General features: G+C 34.3%; 11 protein-coding genes and 2 tRNA genes. 8 read left to right on the plus strand and 5 right to left on the minus strand.

All coding sequences use genetic code 11. The features are described 5' to 3' along the window. Positions 1–26: 26 nt before the first annotated feature. The 3 genes from gpmI to ABEB23_RS14855 form a co-directional block, all read right to left on the minus strand. Positions 27–1,544 (minus strand): 2,3-bisphosphoglycerate-independent phosphoglycerate mutase, encoded by a 1,518-nt coding sequence (gpmI, locus tag ABEB23_RS14845; protein ID WP_348813391.1) that lies wholly within the window; start codon positions 1,542–1,544, stop codon positions 27–29. A 136-nt stretch (positions 1,545–1,680) separates the two neighbouring features. Further along, positions 1,681–4,101 (minus strand): DUF5916 domain-containing protein, encoded by a 2,421-nt coding sequence (locus ABEB23_RS14850; RefSeq protein WP_348813392.1) that lies wholly within the window; start codon positions 4,099–4,101, stop codon positions 1,681–1,683. A gap of 180 nt (positions 4,102–4,281) precedes the next feature. Further along, entirely contained in the window at positions 4,282–6,675 is a 2,394-nt protein-coding gene (locus tag ABEB23_RS14855; protein WP_348813393.1) for a DUF5916 domain-containing protein, read from the minus strand. Positions 6,676–6,877: 202 nt separating this feature from the next. On the opposite strand from ABEB23_RS14855, the gene ABEB23_RS14860 reads away from it, so the two are divergent. Next, positions 6,878–7,588: a murein L,D-transpeptidase catalytic domain family protein gene (locus tag ABEB23_RS14860; RefSeq protein ID WP_348813394.1), complete on the plus strand. Its 711-nt coding sequence runs from the start codon at positions 6,878–6,880 to the stop codon at positions 7,586–7,588. A gap of 31 nt (positions 7,589–7,619) precedes the next feature. On the opposite strand, the gene ABEB23_RS14865 is transcribed toward ABEB23_RS14860, so the two are convergent. After that, the gene (locus tag ABEB23_RS14865) at positions 7,620–8,078 is read right to left on the minus strand and encodes a GNAT family N-acetyltransferase (protein WP_348813395.1); all 459 of its coding nucleotides are present in this window, start codon (positions 8,076–8,078) and stop codon (positions 7,620–7,622) included. A 173-nt stretch (positions 8,079–8,251) separates the two neighbouring features. Here ABEB23_RS14865 and ABEB23_RS14870 point away from each other — a divergent pair. Both ABEB23_RS14870 and ABEB23_RS14875 read left to right on the plus strand, forming a co-directional pair. Continuing rightward, positions 8,252–8,324, plus strand: a tRNA-Gly gene (locus tag ABEB23_RS14870). 43 nt (positions 8,325–8,367) lie between these two features. Beyond that, positions 8,368–8,440 (plus strand) — tRNA-Gly (locus ABEB23_RS14875). A 56-nt stretch (positions 8,441–8,496) separates the two neighbouring features. On the opposite strand, the gene pepE is transcribed toward ABEB23_RS14875, so the two are convergent. After that, positions 8,497–9,204, minus strand: a complete 708-nt coding sequence (gene pepE, locus ABEB23_RS14880; protein ID WP_348813396.1) for a dipeptidase PepE — start codon at positions 9,202–9,204, stop codon at positions 8,497–8,499. A 147-nt stretch (positions 9,205–9,351) separates the two neighbouring features. Between pepE and ABEB23_RS14885 the strand changes: the two genes are divergently transcribed. From ABEB23_RS14885 to ABEB23_RS14905, 5 genes are all read left to right on the plus strand, one after another. Further along, a complete protein-coding gene (locus ABEB23_RS14885; protein WP_348813397.1) occupies positions 9,352–10,113 on the plus strand; it encodes a hypothetical protein in 762 nt (253 codons plus the stop codon). Continuing rightward, positions 10,103–10,831, plus strand: coding sequence for a carboxypeptidase-like regulatory domain-containing protein (locus ABEB23_RS14890; protein WP_348813398.1), 729 nt, complete (start codon positions 10,103–10,105; stop codon positions 10,829–10,831). Before ABEB23_RS14885 ends, ABEB23_RS14890 begins: the two co-directional genes overlap by 11 nt. Further along, the gene (gene bamP, locus ABEB23_RS14895) at positions 10,821–11,564 is read left to right on the plus strand and encodes a BamP family beta-barrel-assembly machinery protein (protein WP_348813399.1); all 744 of its coding nucleotides are present in this window, start codon (positions 10,821–10,823) and stop codon (positions 11,562–11,564) included. The genes ABEB23_RS14890 and bamP overlap by 11 nt, the downstream gene beginning before the upstream one ends. Then, positions 11,561–12,064, plus strand: coding sequence for a DUF6702 family protein (locus ABEB23_RS14900; RefSeq protein WP_348813400.1), 504 nt, complete (start codon positions 11,561–11,563; stop codon positions 12,062–12,064). The genes bamP and ABEB23_RS14900 overlap by 4 nt, the downstream gene beginning before the upstream one ends. Before the next feature lie 69 nt (positions 12,065–12,133). Beyond that, positions 12,134–14,377 carry a M1 family metallopeptidase gene (locus ABEB23_RS14905; RefSeq protein WP_348813401.1) on the plus strand — a complete coding sequence of 748 codons (2,244 nt, stop codon included), beginning with the start codon at positions 12,134–12,136 and terminating at the stop codon, positions 14,375–14,377. Positions 14,378–14,451: the final 74 nt, after the last annotated feature.

Genomic DNA, 14,451 nt, shown 5'->3' on the forward strand with positions numbered 1-14,451 from the left:
CGCCAATCAGGCGCTTTTTTTACGTTTTAAAGTAACGAATGGCAGGTCATTGCTGCGGGTTTCTCGATTCCCATTAATTCTAAAATTGTAGGGGCAATATCACCTAAAACTCCGTCATGTATTTCTTTTAAATCTTTGTCTACCAAAATAATAGGCACCGGATTTGTAGTGTGAGCTGTATTTGGGCTTCCGTCAGGATTAATCATAGTTTCACAATTTCCGTGATCGGCAATTACTATAGTTGTATAATTATGAGCCAACGCAGCGGTAATAACTTTTTCGGTGCATTTGTCAACTGCTTCGCAAGCTTGTATAGCGGCACTCATGATTCCGGTGTGTCCCACCATATCTCCATTGGCGAAATTCAAGCAAACAAAATCAACTTCTTCTTTTTCAAGTTCTGGAACTAAGGCATCAGCCAGTTCAAAAGCACTCATTTCCGGTTTTAAATCGTAAGTGGCAACTTTCGGAGAGTTTCTCAAAATTCTTGTTTCTCCTTCAAAAGGAGTTTCTCTTCCTCCCGAAAAGAAAAAAGTAACGTGAGGATACTTCTCTGTTTCAGCAATACGAATTTGTTTTTTATGTGCTTTTTCTAAAACTTCACCCAGAGTTTCTGTAATGTTGTCTTTGTTGTAAACCACTTTTACATTTTCATAGGTTTCGTCGTAATTCGTAAGGGTAACATAATACAAATTCAGTTTATGCATGTTTTCCTCATGAAAATCTTTTTGCGAAAGCGCTTCTGTCAATTCACGGCCTCTGTCTGTTCTGAAATTGAAGAATATAACAACATCATCTTCTTGGATAGTTGCAAGAGGCTTGTCGTTTTCATCCACCATTACCAATGGGTGAATAAATTCATCGGTAACATCATTTTTGTAGCTTTCTTTAATAGAGGCAACTGCGTTTTTAGAATGTGTTCCAGTTCCGTTTACGACTAAATCATAGGCAAGTTTTACTCTTTCCCAACGTTTGTCACGGTCCATTGCATAATAACGGCCGATTACAGAAGCTATTTTTACAGAAGTATTAGCGATATAATTTTCTAAATCCTGAATGTATTTTTTTCCGGATTTTGGGTCAACGTCACGTCCATCAGTAAAGGCATGAACGAAAACATCTTTCAATCCGTATTGTTGAGTGGCATCTATTAATCCTCTTAAATGAGAAGTATGAGAGTGGACACCGCCATCAGAAACCAAACCTAAAAAATGTACTTTTTTGTTGTTTTCTTTTGCGTATGTAAAAGCATCAATCAGAACTTGTTCTTTTATTAAAGTGTTATTGGCTACAGCCAAATTTATTTTGGCTAAATCCTGATAAACAATTCGGCCTGCACCTAAATTCATGTGTCCCACTTCACTGTTTCCCATTTGGCCTTCAGGTAAACCTACATTCAAGCCATCTGTACGAAGTTGGGCGCTCGGATAATTTTTATAAAGACTGTTTATGAACGGAACATTTGCATTATCTATTGCGGAAACTTTCGGGTCCGGAGATTTTCCCCAACCGTCTAGTATCATAAGAATTACTTTTTTATTCATGGTAATTTTTTTACGCAAAGATAAAGAATTTCGAAAAAAAAATGTTCTAGTCAAAACCACTATTATATATATTTAAGTGAACAGAACCATTAAATAATAATTCTATTATATTAAGCTATTTTTTTAGAAATAATGCCTATAAAAAATAATTTTTTACCTGATTGTAGTCTATAAAATAGCGAACACTTATTGATAAAGTATGGCCTAAGGCATCATTATTAAGCAAATTGGTGACATTTTGATCGAATTTTTTATTGATGGTGCTTTCATAGTTTGAAGCAATGTTTCGATACAAAACAGAGACTTGACTTCCGGGAGCAAACCACCAGGAATACGATAGGTCGAAATTCCAAGAGTAATAACTGGAGTCTTTGTTTTCTGAATAAGTCATGTTATCTGTAAGTCTTCCGTTTTGTTCCAAAGACAAAAAGTTTTTGTTTTCGGCATAAGACCAATATTGGCGTGCCGAAAGATCAAAATTCATTTTACTGTTGATAGAATATTTACCGGAAAAGGTATTAGAATAGGTTATTACGTTTCTGTTGGCGAAGATAATAGCGTTTTCGGTTGCAGGATTCAGGTCTTCGTCGATGCTGTCAACAAATCCTTTATCATTGTTAAGCCTGGAAAAATAGAAATTATAATTCAGGGAAAATTTATCGCTAAAACGATATCTCGGACCAAGAGAAAACTCATAAGAAGTCCTTCCTGACTCATTCAGTTTCTCATAACCCGGATTAAAATCGATGGCAAATTTGTTGTTGTAATTGGAGGAGATATAAAACCAGCCGGCATATCTGGTAGGTTTGATCACATATCTGTTTTCTGCTCTTGGTTCGTAATAATCGTATTTTTCGAAAGGATCAACATTAATTCCAAAACCAAAAAAGTGATTCTTCTTAGTTTCAAGATTCACATTTACATTGAAATTGTTACTTTGAATTTTTCCTGTTTCTTTTTGAAATTGAAAGTAAGTGTTATAATTAACCCTAAAGCTGTTGAAATACTTTGTTGGGTTCAGAATTCTGTAATTGGCATTGCCGTACAGGCTATAATAATTGGTTTCGAAATTAATTCCTAGATCATTGTTGTCGAAATCTTTCGTGTACAAATCGCCTCCCACAGTGTATCTGTATTTTCCGGAAGTTTCAGAAAATTTTAAAGTAGTAGCAATTCCTTTTTTATCCTCAATATCATTTACGTAACTGTATTTAAAATCGCCTGCGAGATTATAGGTGTTCTTTTTGGTGTTTAAATCCCAAACCAAGGCTGATACATTTCCATCACGAAAATTTCCGTTGCGTATCACATTGGTGTTTACAAAAGCAATTGATGAATTTTTTCGAAAGCGCTGATCTAAAACTAAGACATTGTAATTAGCCAAAGGCTCGAGCAATTCCCTTCTGGTTTCTTGTGTGTCGGAATTCAGGAAGGTAGCATAGGTTTTTTCGGTAACTGCGTTTAGAATTCCAATGCCTAAGCCGTCTTTGGTTCTGCCCGAAACTTTTAGGGCATTGATGAGGTTGACATTTGCGGGATTGTCTATTATTTCTTCATTATCTGCAGCTGTCGGATATTTGGAAGGGTTTCCTCCAATTCTTCTAGTGTAAAGCAAATTTCCTTTGCTGAATAAATCAGTTCCTTCAGTGAAGAACGGCCTATTTTCGTTGAATTGCTGTTCAAAGGGACCTAAATTCAGGATTTTCTCGTCGTATTTTGTTTGTCCAAAATCGGGAACTAAAATCGCATCCAAAGTAAATGCATCATTGATTCCGTATTTTACATCCAACCCGCCTTTAAGAGTTCCATACGTTTTTTGATGGCCATTAGCATTTAAATAAAAAGAAGAATAGGGCAAAAGGAAAAGACGAATAGGAGGTTTGATGTTTTCAATTCCCTCGATCGTTCCGTTTTGTTGGGTAAATGTTCCAATTTTTGAATCAATATAATTCCATGAATATTTTTGACGGTCCCGTCTTATTTCCCTAAAGAAATTGAGTCCCCAAGTTTGTTTTTTCTCAGCGGAGAAACGCAAAGCAGCATAAGGAATTCTCATTTCTACAATCCAGCCTTTATCTGTAATTACAGCTTTACTTTTCCAGACAGCATCCCAAGAGTAATCTTCGCCGTTTGCATCTGTTGCCATGCAATCAGCTTGTCCGTCTGCTGCATTTACAAAAAACTGAAAATTTTGTTGTCCGTCATTAAAGCCATTAAGGAATACGCCAAAGAAATCTGAGGTTCCAAATTCGTCCCTTTTTGTGATTTCTTTCAAAATTTTGTTGGGCTCATTGTCATATAATAGTGCTCCAATATAAATAGCGTCATTGTCATAAATTACTTTAACATCTGTTTTTTTGTTTTCTGGAATTGGTTTTCCGTTGTCAGGTGAAAACATGATGAAATCTGTGGCTACAGGAACTGATTCCCATGCTTTTTCATCTAACTTTCCGTCAATCAAGATATTTTCCGAAATGAATTTGGTTTGTAGTGTTTTTTTTTGGCTATAGCCAAATAATGAAAATAGAACGACACTTATAAAAAGTATTTTTCTCATACGATTTTTGTTTGATTTTGATGATTGATGAAAGCTATAAAAAATATAGTCGAGGAAATAGACTCTTAATTTTTGTGTTTGTTACAGTTTTTCGATAAAAATTGGTGTTTCTGTAAATTCAAAAAGTCAACAGATTGAAAAAGACTGTTTTTTAGTTGTTGTTATTAAGAAGATTTTTTTTCAGAATTTATTTTTCACAACATTATAGTCAATAAAATAGCGAACGCTTACAGATAAAATATTGGTCAAGTTGTTGTTTAGAACATTGTGAATATTGGTAGATAGATCTTTTTCTACAATATCTGTTCTTTCTAAGGCATAGTTGCGGTACAAAAATACTAATTCACTTCCGGGAGCAAACCACCAAGAGTAGGATAAGTCAAAATTCCAAGAGTTGAAATTCCGGTCTTTATTTTCGGAGTACTCGTTATTTGGAAGTAAATAGCCGTCGTCTTGTAAGGTGAAGAATTCATGATTTTTAGAATAAGACCAATAATAACGAGCTGTTAAATTTAGAGTCATTTTGTTGTTGAGGGCATATTTGCCGGTAAAATCATTTTGAAATATTTCGCGGTTACGTTCAGCAAAGATGATTCCTGTGTCATTTGTATCTACCCATCCACGGTCATTTTTTTTATTGGTATAATCTAACGCATAGGCTAAAGAAAATTTGTCGTTGAATCTGTATTTTGGACTTGCGTAAGTACCATAAGTAATTCTTCCGTCTTCGTCAAACTTTGTAAAAGAAGGCGTGATGTCAAATGTTAGAGGGTGATTTCTATTGGATTCAATTCCAAAATAGGAAGCGATTCTTTTAGGTATGTAAACATATCTGTTGTATTCGCGAGGTTCATAAAAGTCAAAGGTTTCAAAGGGACTTAATACCAAGGCGAATTCAAAATAATTATTACTGAGTGAGGTTGCTTTGAAAACTGTTTTGTACCATGCTTCCTGTTTTTTGCTGGTTGTGTTTTGAATTTCCAAGTTCAGTTCCTGTTCTACTTTGAAAGTATTGAATACAGATGTTGGATTTAATATTCGGTAACTTCCATTGGCCATGAAATTATGGTAATTAGTGTAAAAAATAATTCCTAAATCATTAATGTCATAATTCTCAGAAATATATTTTCCACTCAGAAAATAGCGGTACTTCCCACTTGTTTTTTCAAAATTTAAAGCGGTTTTGTATCCATTATAATCTTCCAGCGTATTGATGTGGCTAAATTTAAAATCACCATATAAACTATAGGTATTTGCTTTTGTATTTAAATCAAATAATAGGGCAGAAACATTAGCGTCCCTAAAATTCCCGTTTCTAATGGTGTTGGTGTTTACAAATGAAACCGAGGAATTTTGGTTAAAACGTTGGTCTAAAACAAAAACATTGTAATTGACTAAGGGTTCTATAACTTCTTTTCGGTTTTCATTTGTTAGGTTGTCATGAATAGTGGCGTAGGTTTTCTCGGTCACAGCGTTTAAAAATCCGATTCCCAATCCTTTTTTGGTACGGCCGGATATTTTTATAGCATTAATCATATCAACACTACTAGGGTAATTCGTTACTTCTTCGGTTTCTGTTAGCTCGGGTTCCGTGGTTGGCGCGCCGCCAATTCTTCGGGAATAAAATAAACCGCCTTTGGTGAATAAATCAATACCTTCTGTAAAAAAAGGCCTGTTCTCTTCCAGCTGTTGTTCGAATGGTTCCAGATTTAGAATAGCATTATCAAATTTGGTTTGTCCAAAATCTGGAACTAAAATAGCGTCAAGTGTAAACGAATCGTTTATTCCGTATTTGATGTCCAAACCAGCCTTAAAAGTAGTAACCGATCCAATATCGCTTTTTTGATAATATAAAGAGGAGTAGGGGATAAAGAAAAGTCGGGTAGGAGTGTTGATGTCTTCAATTCCTTCAAGAATCCCTGCTTGTGGAATTACAGCGCCGATTTTTGTGTCAACGCGATTCCAGGTATATTTTTGAACATCCCTTTTTATCTCACGCATAAAATTCAAACCCCAAGTTTGTTTTTTAGTATCAGAAAATCGTAAAGCGGCATACGGTATTTTCATTTCCACGACCCAACCCAAATCAGTAAGAGTTGCTTCACTATCCCAGATTGCGTCCCAAGTAAAGTCTTCATAATCTTCTGTTGCCAGACAGTCCATTTGAACTCCTGATGCACTCACAAAAAATCTAAAATCCTGTTGGCCGTCATTGTATCCGTTTATATAAACTGCGAAATGATCGGAAACACCAAAAACGTCTCGATTTGTGATTTCTTTTTGGATTTTATCGGGTTCATTGTCATGTAAAATGGCAGCTATATAAATTGCATCATTGTCATAAAGAATTTTTACGTCTGTTTTTTTGTTAATGTCAATCGGCTTGCCGTTATCAGGTTCAAACATGATAAAGTCGGTTGCTGTATCGGCTGATTCCCAGGATGTTTCGTTGATTTTTCCATCAATGATGATGTTTTCTGTAGTAGATTTCGCCTTAATGGTTTTTTTTTGTCCAAAAGTGCTATAACTAAGGAAAATAAAAAAAAACGAAACTAAAACACCAAATTTGGGCATATATTAAGATTGAGGATAGGCAAAAATAACAAAATTAACATTAAAAGTGATGAATTTGTAATTTATTTGACTTTGTCTGAAATGTTAAATTGTATTAAAATTGTATTAAAAATGGTTCTTTATTGATTTTTGGTTTTTTTCTCAGGCTCTAGTTTTTCTATTTTTGTAATCCCAAGATTAATGTATAACCTAAATATAATCAATGATTTATAGTATTTTACCAACCCTGTTGTTTTCCTTGTTTTCTTTTTCTTCAAGTAAAACTTTTATTTCAGATTCTAAAAATAGCAATCCTGTTGAGATTGTAAAAGAGGTGAAGCCTAATTTGGATTCTACTGTTGAAATGGTTTATAATAATTTACATTCCAATCAATATGTATTACCTAAATTGGAAAGTTTTTCTAAAGCTCTCAAAGGATATTATGCGCTAAAAGAAAAAGGCTTAATCAAGAAAAATATTTTGACGTTGGTTGACTTCAGTTTGTCTTCCAATATCAAAAGACTTTGGGTTATCGATTTAGCTACAAATACTATTTTATTTCAATCTCTTGTGGCTCACGGAAGAAATACCGGAGAGGAATTCGCGAACAGTTTTTCGAATGCTGCACAATCTTTCAAAAGCAGTGTAGGATTTTATGCTACAGGTGAAATATATAATGGTAAACATGGGATGTCATTAAAATTGGATGGATTAGAAAAAGGTATTAATGATAATGCAAGAAATAGAGGAGTAGTGATTCATGCTGCAAATTATGTTTCCGATGCATTTATTAGAAACAATAAAAGATTAGGAAGAAGTCAAGGATGTCCGGCACTTCCTGAAGAATTATCTAAAGGTATCATTAGTGTTATAAAAGAAAAATCCTGTTTGTTTATTTACCATCCTTCGGTAAAGTCACAATTTGCCTCTTAGATTCGCAGGAGAATATTAATAATTATAAAAGCTAATTCTGAAAGGGATTGGCTTTTATTTTTTTAAACATGACAAAATGTTCTCCAACTTCTTTTATCTCAAATGAGGAGCCGATTTTTTGATAATTCATTTTTTCATAAAAACCGGTTGCTTCAGTTCGGGCATTAAACCAAATTAAATCAGAATCATTATCAAGACAGTATTTTTCGGAATGCTCGACAAGACTTGCACCAAGACCTTTCTTTTGATGCTCATTCAAAACGGCCATGCCGCGAATTTGAAATTGTTTTTCTTCAGAAAACAACTTGTTTTTTGCTTCGAATATTGAAATGACACCAATAAGTTTATTTTCATCAAATAGACCAAAATGGGTTGTTGTTTCTAAATCGTCCCCTTCAAAATGACAACTTTCTATTGGTTTTTCGCTTCGAAGAACGGGATGTCTTACGGGAAATGTTTCAATCGCACTGATTTTTTTGATGCTTTGCATTATTTTTTATATTTTTTTTTTGGAGTGAATAAAGGTATAATATTTTAAGTATAAATTCTTTATCTATCGGTGATGCTTTGTTTGAAAAGATTGTAGAGCGGTCGGTCTGTTATTTTTTTTAAAAAAACTTGCATCGAAGCAAACTTATTATTTATATTTGCACCGTTGTTAATGCGAAAGTAGCTCAGTTGGTAGAGCTCCAGCCTTCCAAGCTGGTTGTCGCGAGTTCGAGCCTCGTCTTTCGCTCTATAGTCTCATTTTTTTGGAGATTTTTTATTGATTTTTTTATGCGAAAGTAGCTCAGTTGGTAGAGCTCCAGCCTTCCAAGCTGGTTGTCGCGAGTTCGAGCCTCGTCTTTCGCTCTTAAAAAAAACCTCAAACTTTCGTTTGAGGTTTTTTGTTTTATTAATGTGTTCTGTTATTTTAAAAAACTCAAATCAGTTCCGCTTTCTATTTCTTCAGGTGTTTGATTTTGTCTAAAAAGTCTGGCTGTCAAGCTTCCTTTTAAAATAATCTTTTCTCCTTTTACATCAAGCCAACTTCCTTCTCTTAATCCTAAAACAGGAACAGAATTAAAAGCGTGGAATTCCTTTATTCTTGTTTCTCTCGTTTCACCCATGTGTGTGGATTGATCATCGGGATCCAAATAATGGGGATTAAGGTTAAAAGGAAGCAATCCTAATGTTTGAAAACTAGGTGGATAAATAATAGGCATGTCGTTTGTAGTTTGCATGGTCAGTCCGCAAATATTGCTACCGGCACTTGTTCCTAAATAAGGAGTTCCGTTTTTTACTGTTTCGGCCAGAACATCCATAAGTTGGTTTTTGTACAATTGGGTAACCAGTAAAAAAGTGTTGCCGCCTCCGGTAAATATTCCTTCTGCATTTTTAATAGCGGTTGCTGGATTTTCAAATTCATGAATTCCTTTTACATTAATATTTATTTTAGCGAAAGCCGATGCCACTTTTGACGTATATTCTTCATGAGTAATACCTCCGGACCTTGCGTAAGGAATGAAAAGTATTGTTTTGCAGTCTTGAAAATGTTGTTGCAGTTCAGGTAATAAGTAGTCTAAGTAGTCTCCTCCATGCAGTGTGGAGGTACTGGCGATAATAATATTTTTCATGTTAGTTTGGATAAAAATATGATGGGTTAAAGGTATAAAATTGTATTTTTTAATTAACATATTTTTACCAAGTCCTTAGTAATTAATTTGGATGGTCCTAGGATACTTTTACAGAATGTTCCGGACGTAAGAATTGATTGTATAAAGATGATTAGAGTTGTTTGCTTTTTGTTTATTTTGGTTGCAACCAAGGTTGTGGCTCAAGAGGCTGTTCCCTATGAATTGAAAGGAAAAGTAAACGCCAATATGTTGAATCTTGATGGTATTTACATTGTAAATTTAAGAACAGAAAAGACTGCTGTTACAGAAGAGGAGGGATATTTTTCAGTATCAGCTGCAATTGGTGATACATTACTGTTTTCTGCGGTTCAGTTTAAAAGTATTAAAGTAGCTTTGACTAAAGAACATTTTGAAAGCGAGTTATTCTTGGTGAAAATGGAACCGATCATGAATAAATTAAAGGAAGTTATTATTCGGAGGTATGATAATATCAATTCGGTGGCTTTGGGGATCGTTCCAAAAGGACAAAAAACATATACACCTGCAGAGCGGAAACTGAAAACAGCCACAAGTATTGATGCTACTGCAAATGCCGGAACAATGGCAGGAGGTTCAATTTCTGCAGATCCTTTGATTAATCTTCTCTCGGGGAGATCTGCCATGCTCAGAAAAGAATTGGAAGTTGAGAAGAAAGAGTTTTATATGGTATTGTTAGAGGAGATGTTCGATACAGACCATTTTGTAAATAAGTTGAAGATTCCGTTGGCTTATGTGAAAGGATTTGAATATTTTGCAGTCGAAAACGATAAGTTTACTAAAATATTGAATGTAAAGAATAAAACCACAGTTGAATTTTTATTAGGTGAGCTAGCTACAAAATATAACGAAATGATTGCCTGTGAAAATTAATTATACACTATCTCTTTTTTTGTTTTTATTATCCCAGATTATTTTGGGGCAAACCGTGAATGAAAAACAAGTTCATGGGAAAATAAGTGCTGATACCACTGCAGTTGAAGGCATAAATATTGTTAATTCTGCCACAAATAAAGCTACAATTTCAGATAAAAATGGGTTCTTCTCCTTATTTGTAAAAGAAGGCGATATTTTGGTGTTTTCTGCTGTAAATCTTGTAACTTTACGTAAGGAAGTGGCTAAACAAGATTTGATTGGAGATGTATTTCAAATTCAAATGACACCTAAAAGCATTCCGCTCAAGGAAGTTGTAATTAATGAATATCCACAAATAACTGCCGAAAACTTAGGGATAATTCCTTATGGCCAAAAGAAATATACTCCGGCAGAAAGGAAATTATACACAGCGACTTCGGGGAATGGTATAGATGGTTTGCTGAATACAATTTCTGGGCGTAAAGCCATGCTTAAAAAAGAAATTGTGGTCGAAAAGAAAGAGCAATTGTTAGTGAAAATTGAAAATCTTTTTGAAGAAAAATATTATATCGAAACACTCAAAATCAAGGTTGATTACATTAGAGACTTTCAATATTATTGTATTGAAGATGCTAATATGGCTTCTGCATTATGGTCTAAAAATAAGACACTGACCATGTTTTTAATTACAGGATTAGCTCAGAAGTATAACCAAATAATTAACAATGAAAACTAAAGTCGTAATTCTTTTTTTATTGTTTTTTGCTCAATTTAGTTTTGGACAAATTGGGTTGAGAAAAAATTTGCACGGTCAAGTGGTAAATGATTCGTTGCGTGTAGATAATGGGTATGTTTTTAATATCAATGCAAAAACCAGAACATATATAGGCTCTGACGGTTTCTTCGATATATCGGCAAAGGCCAAAGATACTTTGCTTATCTCCAGTTTAGCATTTAAATCTAAAAGAGTAATTCTGACGCAGGAAAATTTGAGTTTTCCGTTATTGGTTGTGAAATTGCAGTTATTTGAAAATAAATTGAGTGAGGTTGTTATTCCAAACAGAAAAGACTTAAATCCAATTCCTGCTAATACGCAAGGAGTAGTAGATAGAGAATATTTTGATGATTCAAAATCATCACCTAAAAACACTACAATGCATCCCCATAGTATTGAAAACGGAATGGATTTTGTCCGAATTTTCAAAGATGTTTCTAAATTATTTAAAAAACAATCACCTGAAGTTATCGCACGTCAGGATTTTCAGGAGTACGCCACGAACTCTTTAGAGCCTTATTTTTTTACCGATATATTAAAGCTACGGGATGATGAAATTGGGCTTTTCCTTATCTTTTGTGAAATTGATCCTAAGTCCAAAACACTCATGAATCCTGAGGATAAATTCCAACTAATCGATTTTTTGATTACAAAAAACGATGAGTTTAAAAGAATTACTACTTTTGAAAAATGAAAAAAACAATCCTTTATCTCTTTTTGGGCTTATTATTTTTAACGGTTTCTTCCTTTGATTTTCATAAGTTTTATGTGGCAGTTTATCAAGTCAATTATGCTTCTGAAAAGAAAATGCTCCAGATAACTTCCCGTATTTTTGTTGATGACCTGAACAAAGCAATTGAAAAAAAATACCACAAGAAAGCCTTCTTGGCGACCGAAAAAGAGTCTCCGGAAGATATCGTTTTGCTTAAAAAGTATCTAGCGGAAAATCTTATTTTCAAAGTGAACGGACAAAACAAAACTGTCAATTTTTTAAGTAAAGAAATGGAGGGTGATGTACTGATCTGTTATTCCAGCATAAAGGAAATTGCTAAAATAAATTCGCTTGAAGTTCAGAATTTTATTTTGGCAGACTGGAATTCGGAACAGCAAAATATCATGCATTTTTCAGTATTAGGAGAGAAAAGAAGTGTGCTTTTTACTGCATTTAAGCGAAGTGAAATGTTAAAATATTGATTAATACGAAGAAATTTGTTAGAAATTATTATTTTCACCCGCTCAAATAATTGGTATTCTGTAATAAATATGAAAAAAATCTCTCTACTGTTAATTCTTCCGACAATTTTATTCGCTCAGGAGAAATCGCCTTCAGTTGCTCCAAAGCAATCCGGAAAATACGATACTAATAAATTTAGCCAAATGTATGATTTATTGGCAACGCCCAATATGTTTCGTACAGCATCTGGAGCTCCGGGGCCAGCTTATTATCAACAACAGGCTGATTATAAGATGGATGTAGAGTTGGATGATAAAAATTCAAGATTAAGCGGTTCTGAAACGATTACCTATTATAATAATTCTCCTGATAGTTTAGAGTATTTATGGGTACAGTTGGACCAGAATCAAGCGGCTAAAAATTCACAATCACCATTGGCTGAAAGTGAAAAAATAGAACAGGTTTTACCTGTTGAAAAATTTGCAGACGAGTATTTGAAACAGGGGTTGGAGCGTGGTTTTAATATAGAATACGTAAAAGATGCTAAAGGGAATCCTTTGTCATACAGTGTTAACCAAACTATGATGCGTATTAATTTACCAGTACCAATGAAGCCAGGTACAAGCCTTTCCTTTTCTATTAAATGGTGGTATAATATCAATAATTACCAAAAAGGCGGAGGTCGTTCGGGTTATGAATTATTCGAAAAAGAAGGAAATAAATTGTATGTGATAGCCCAGTTTTTTCCAAGAATGGCCGTTTATAATGATGTTGAAGGTTGGCAAAATATGCAATTTTGGGGAAGCGGAGAATTTGCTTTGCCTTTTGGAAATTACGATGTAAATATTACGGTTCCGGCGGATCATGTGATGGAAGCAACCGGGGAATTGATGAATAGAAGTGAGGTGTTTACGCCAGCTCAGTTAAAAAGATATGAGTTAGCACAAAAATCATTTGACAAACCAGTGGTTGTTGTAACTCAGGAAGAAGCAGAGGCTAGCGAAAAAGGCTTTTCGGAAAAGAAAAAAACCTGGAAGTATAGTGCCAAAAATGTAAGGGATTTTGGAATTGCTACATCACGAAAGTTTATTTTTGATGCTATGGCAGTTAAATTGAGTACTAAAACAGTGATGGCAACTTCTTTGTATCCTAAAGAAAGTAATCCGCTTTGGGGTGAATATTCTACCAAAACTGTTGCGCATACGCTAAAAAGTTATTCAGAACATACCTTTGACTATCCTTATCCAAAAGCAGTATCTGTTTCGGCTGAAGACCAAGGAATGGAATATCCTATGATTTGTTGGAATTACGGTCGTCCTGATGAAAATGGAGTGACCAGTGACAGAATAAAACATGGAATGATGAGTGTAATCATACATGAAGTAGGGCATAATTTTTTTCCTATGATTGTGAATTCTGATGAGCGTCAATGGACTTGGATGGATGAAGGATTAAATTCATTCATGGAATACATGGCTGAGCAGGAATTAGATGCTAATTATCCGTCAAACAGAGGACCAGCCAAAAACATTGTGCCTTACATGAGTGGGGATCAGAAATTTTTGGAACCTATAATGTCTAATTCAGAAAGTATCGTGCAATTTGGTAATAACTCTTACGGAAAACCCGCTGCCGGACTCAATATTCTAAGAGAAACTATCATGGGAAGAGAGTTGTTCGATCATGCTTTTAAAGTGTATGCTAACAGATGGAAATTTAAACATCCTACACCGGAAGATTTTTTCAGAACTATGGAAGATGCTTCTGCAGTTGATTTGGATTGGTTTTTCAGAGGTTGGTTTTATTCAACGGATTTTGTGGATATTGGTATAGAAGAAGTAAAACAATATTATGTTTCTGAAAATCCAACCGCAGAATTGAAAAATGTAAAAGTGAGAAAAGGTCGTTTTGGACAGGAAAAAGGTCCTTTTGTTTATTTGATACCTGATAATAGTACGGAATTAGCAGCAGATAAAAAAAGGCCTCTACAGCTTGATGAGGTTAAGTCTCTTTCTGATTATGTCAATCAAAATCTTTCGACAGAGGAAAAAGCAAGCCTAAAGTCACCAAAATATTTCTATGAAGTTGCTTTCAATAAACCGGGAGGGATGCTAATGCCAATTCTTGTTGAACTTACTTACGAGGATGGAACAAAAGAAAATTTTAAATATCCTGCGCAAATTTGGAGAAAAAATAATGATGTAGCCAGAAAGGTATTTGCGACAGCGAAGCCAATTAAAAAAATACAAATTGATCCAAAATTAGAAACAGCTGATATTGATGTGACCAATAATACTTGGCCGAAAGAAGAAGTTAAATCTAAATTTGATTAAAGAAATAAAAAAAAATAAAGACTCATTTTGAGTCTTTATTTTTTTTAAGAAAAAATTAAAAAACTGGGATTCAA

The organism is Flavobacterium maritimum (assembly GCF_040049085.1).
GTDB lineage: Bacteria > Bacteroidota > Bacteroidia > Flavobacteriales > Flavobacteriaceae > Flavobacterium > Flavobacterium maritimum.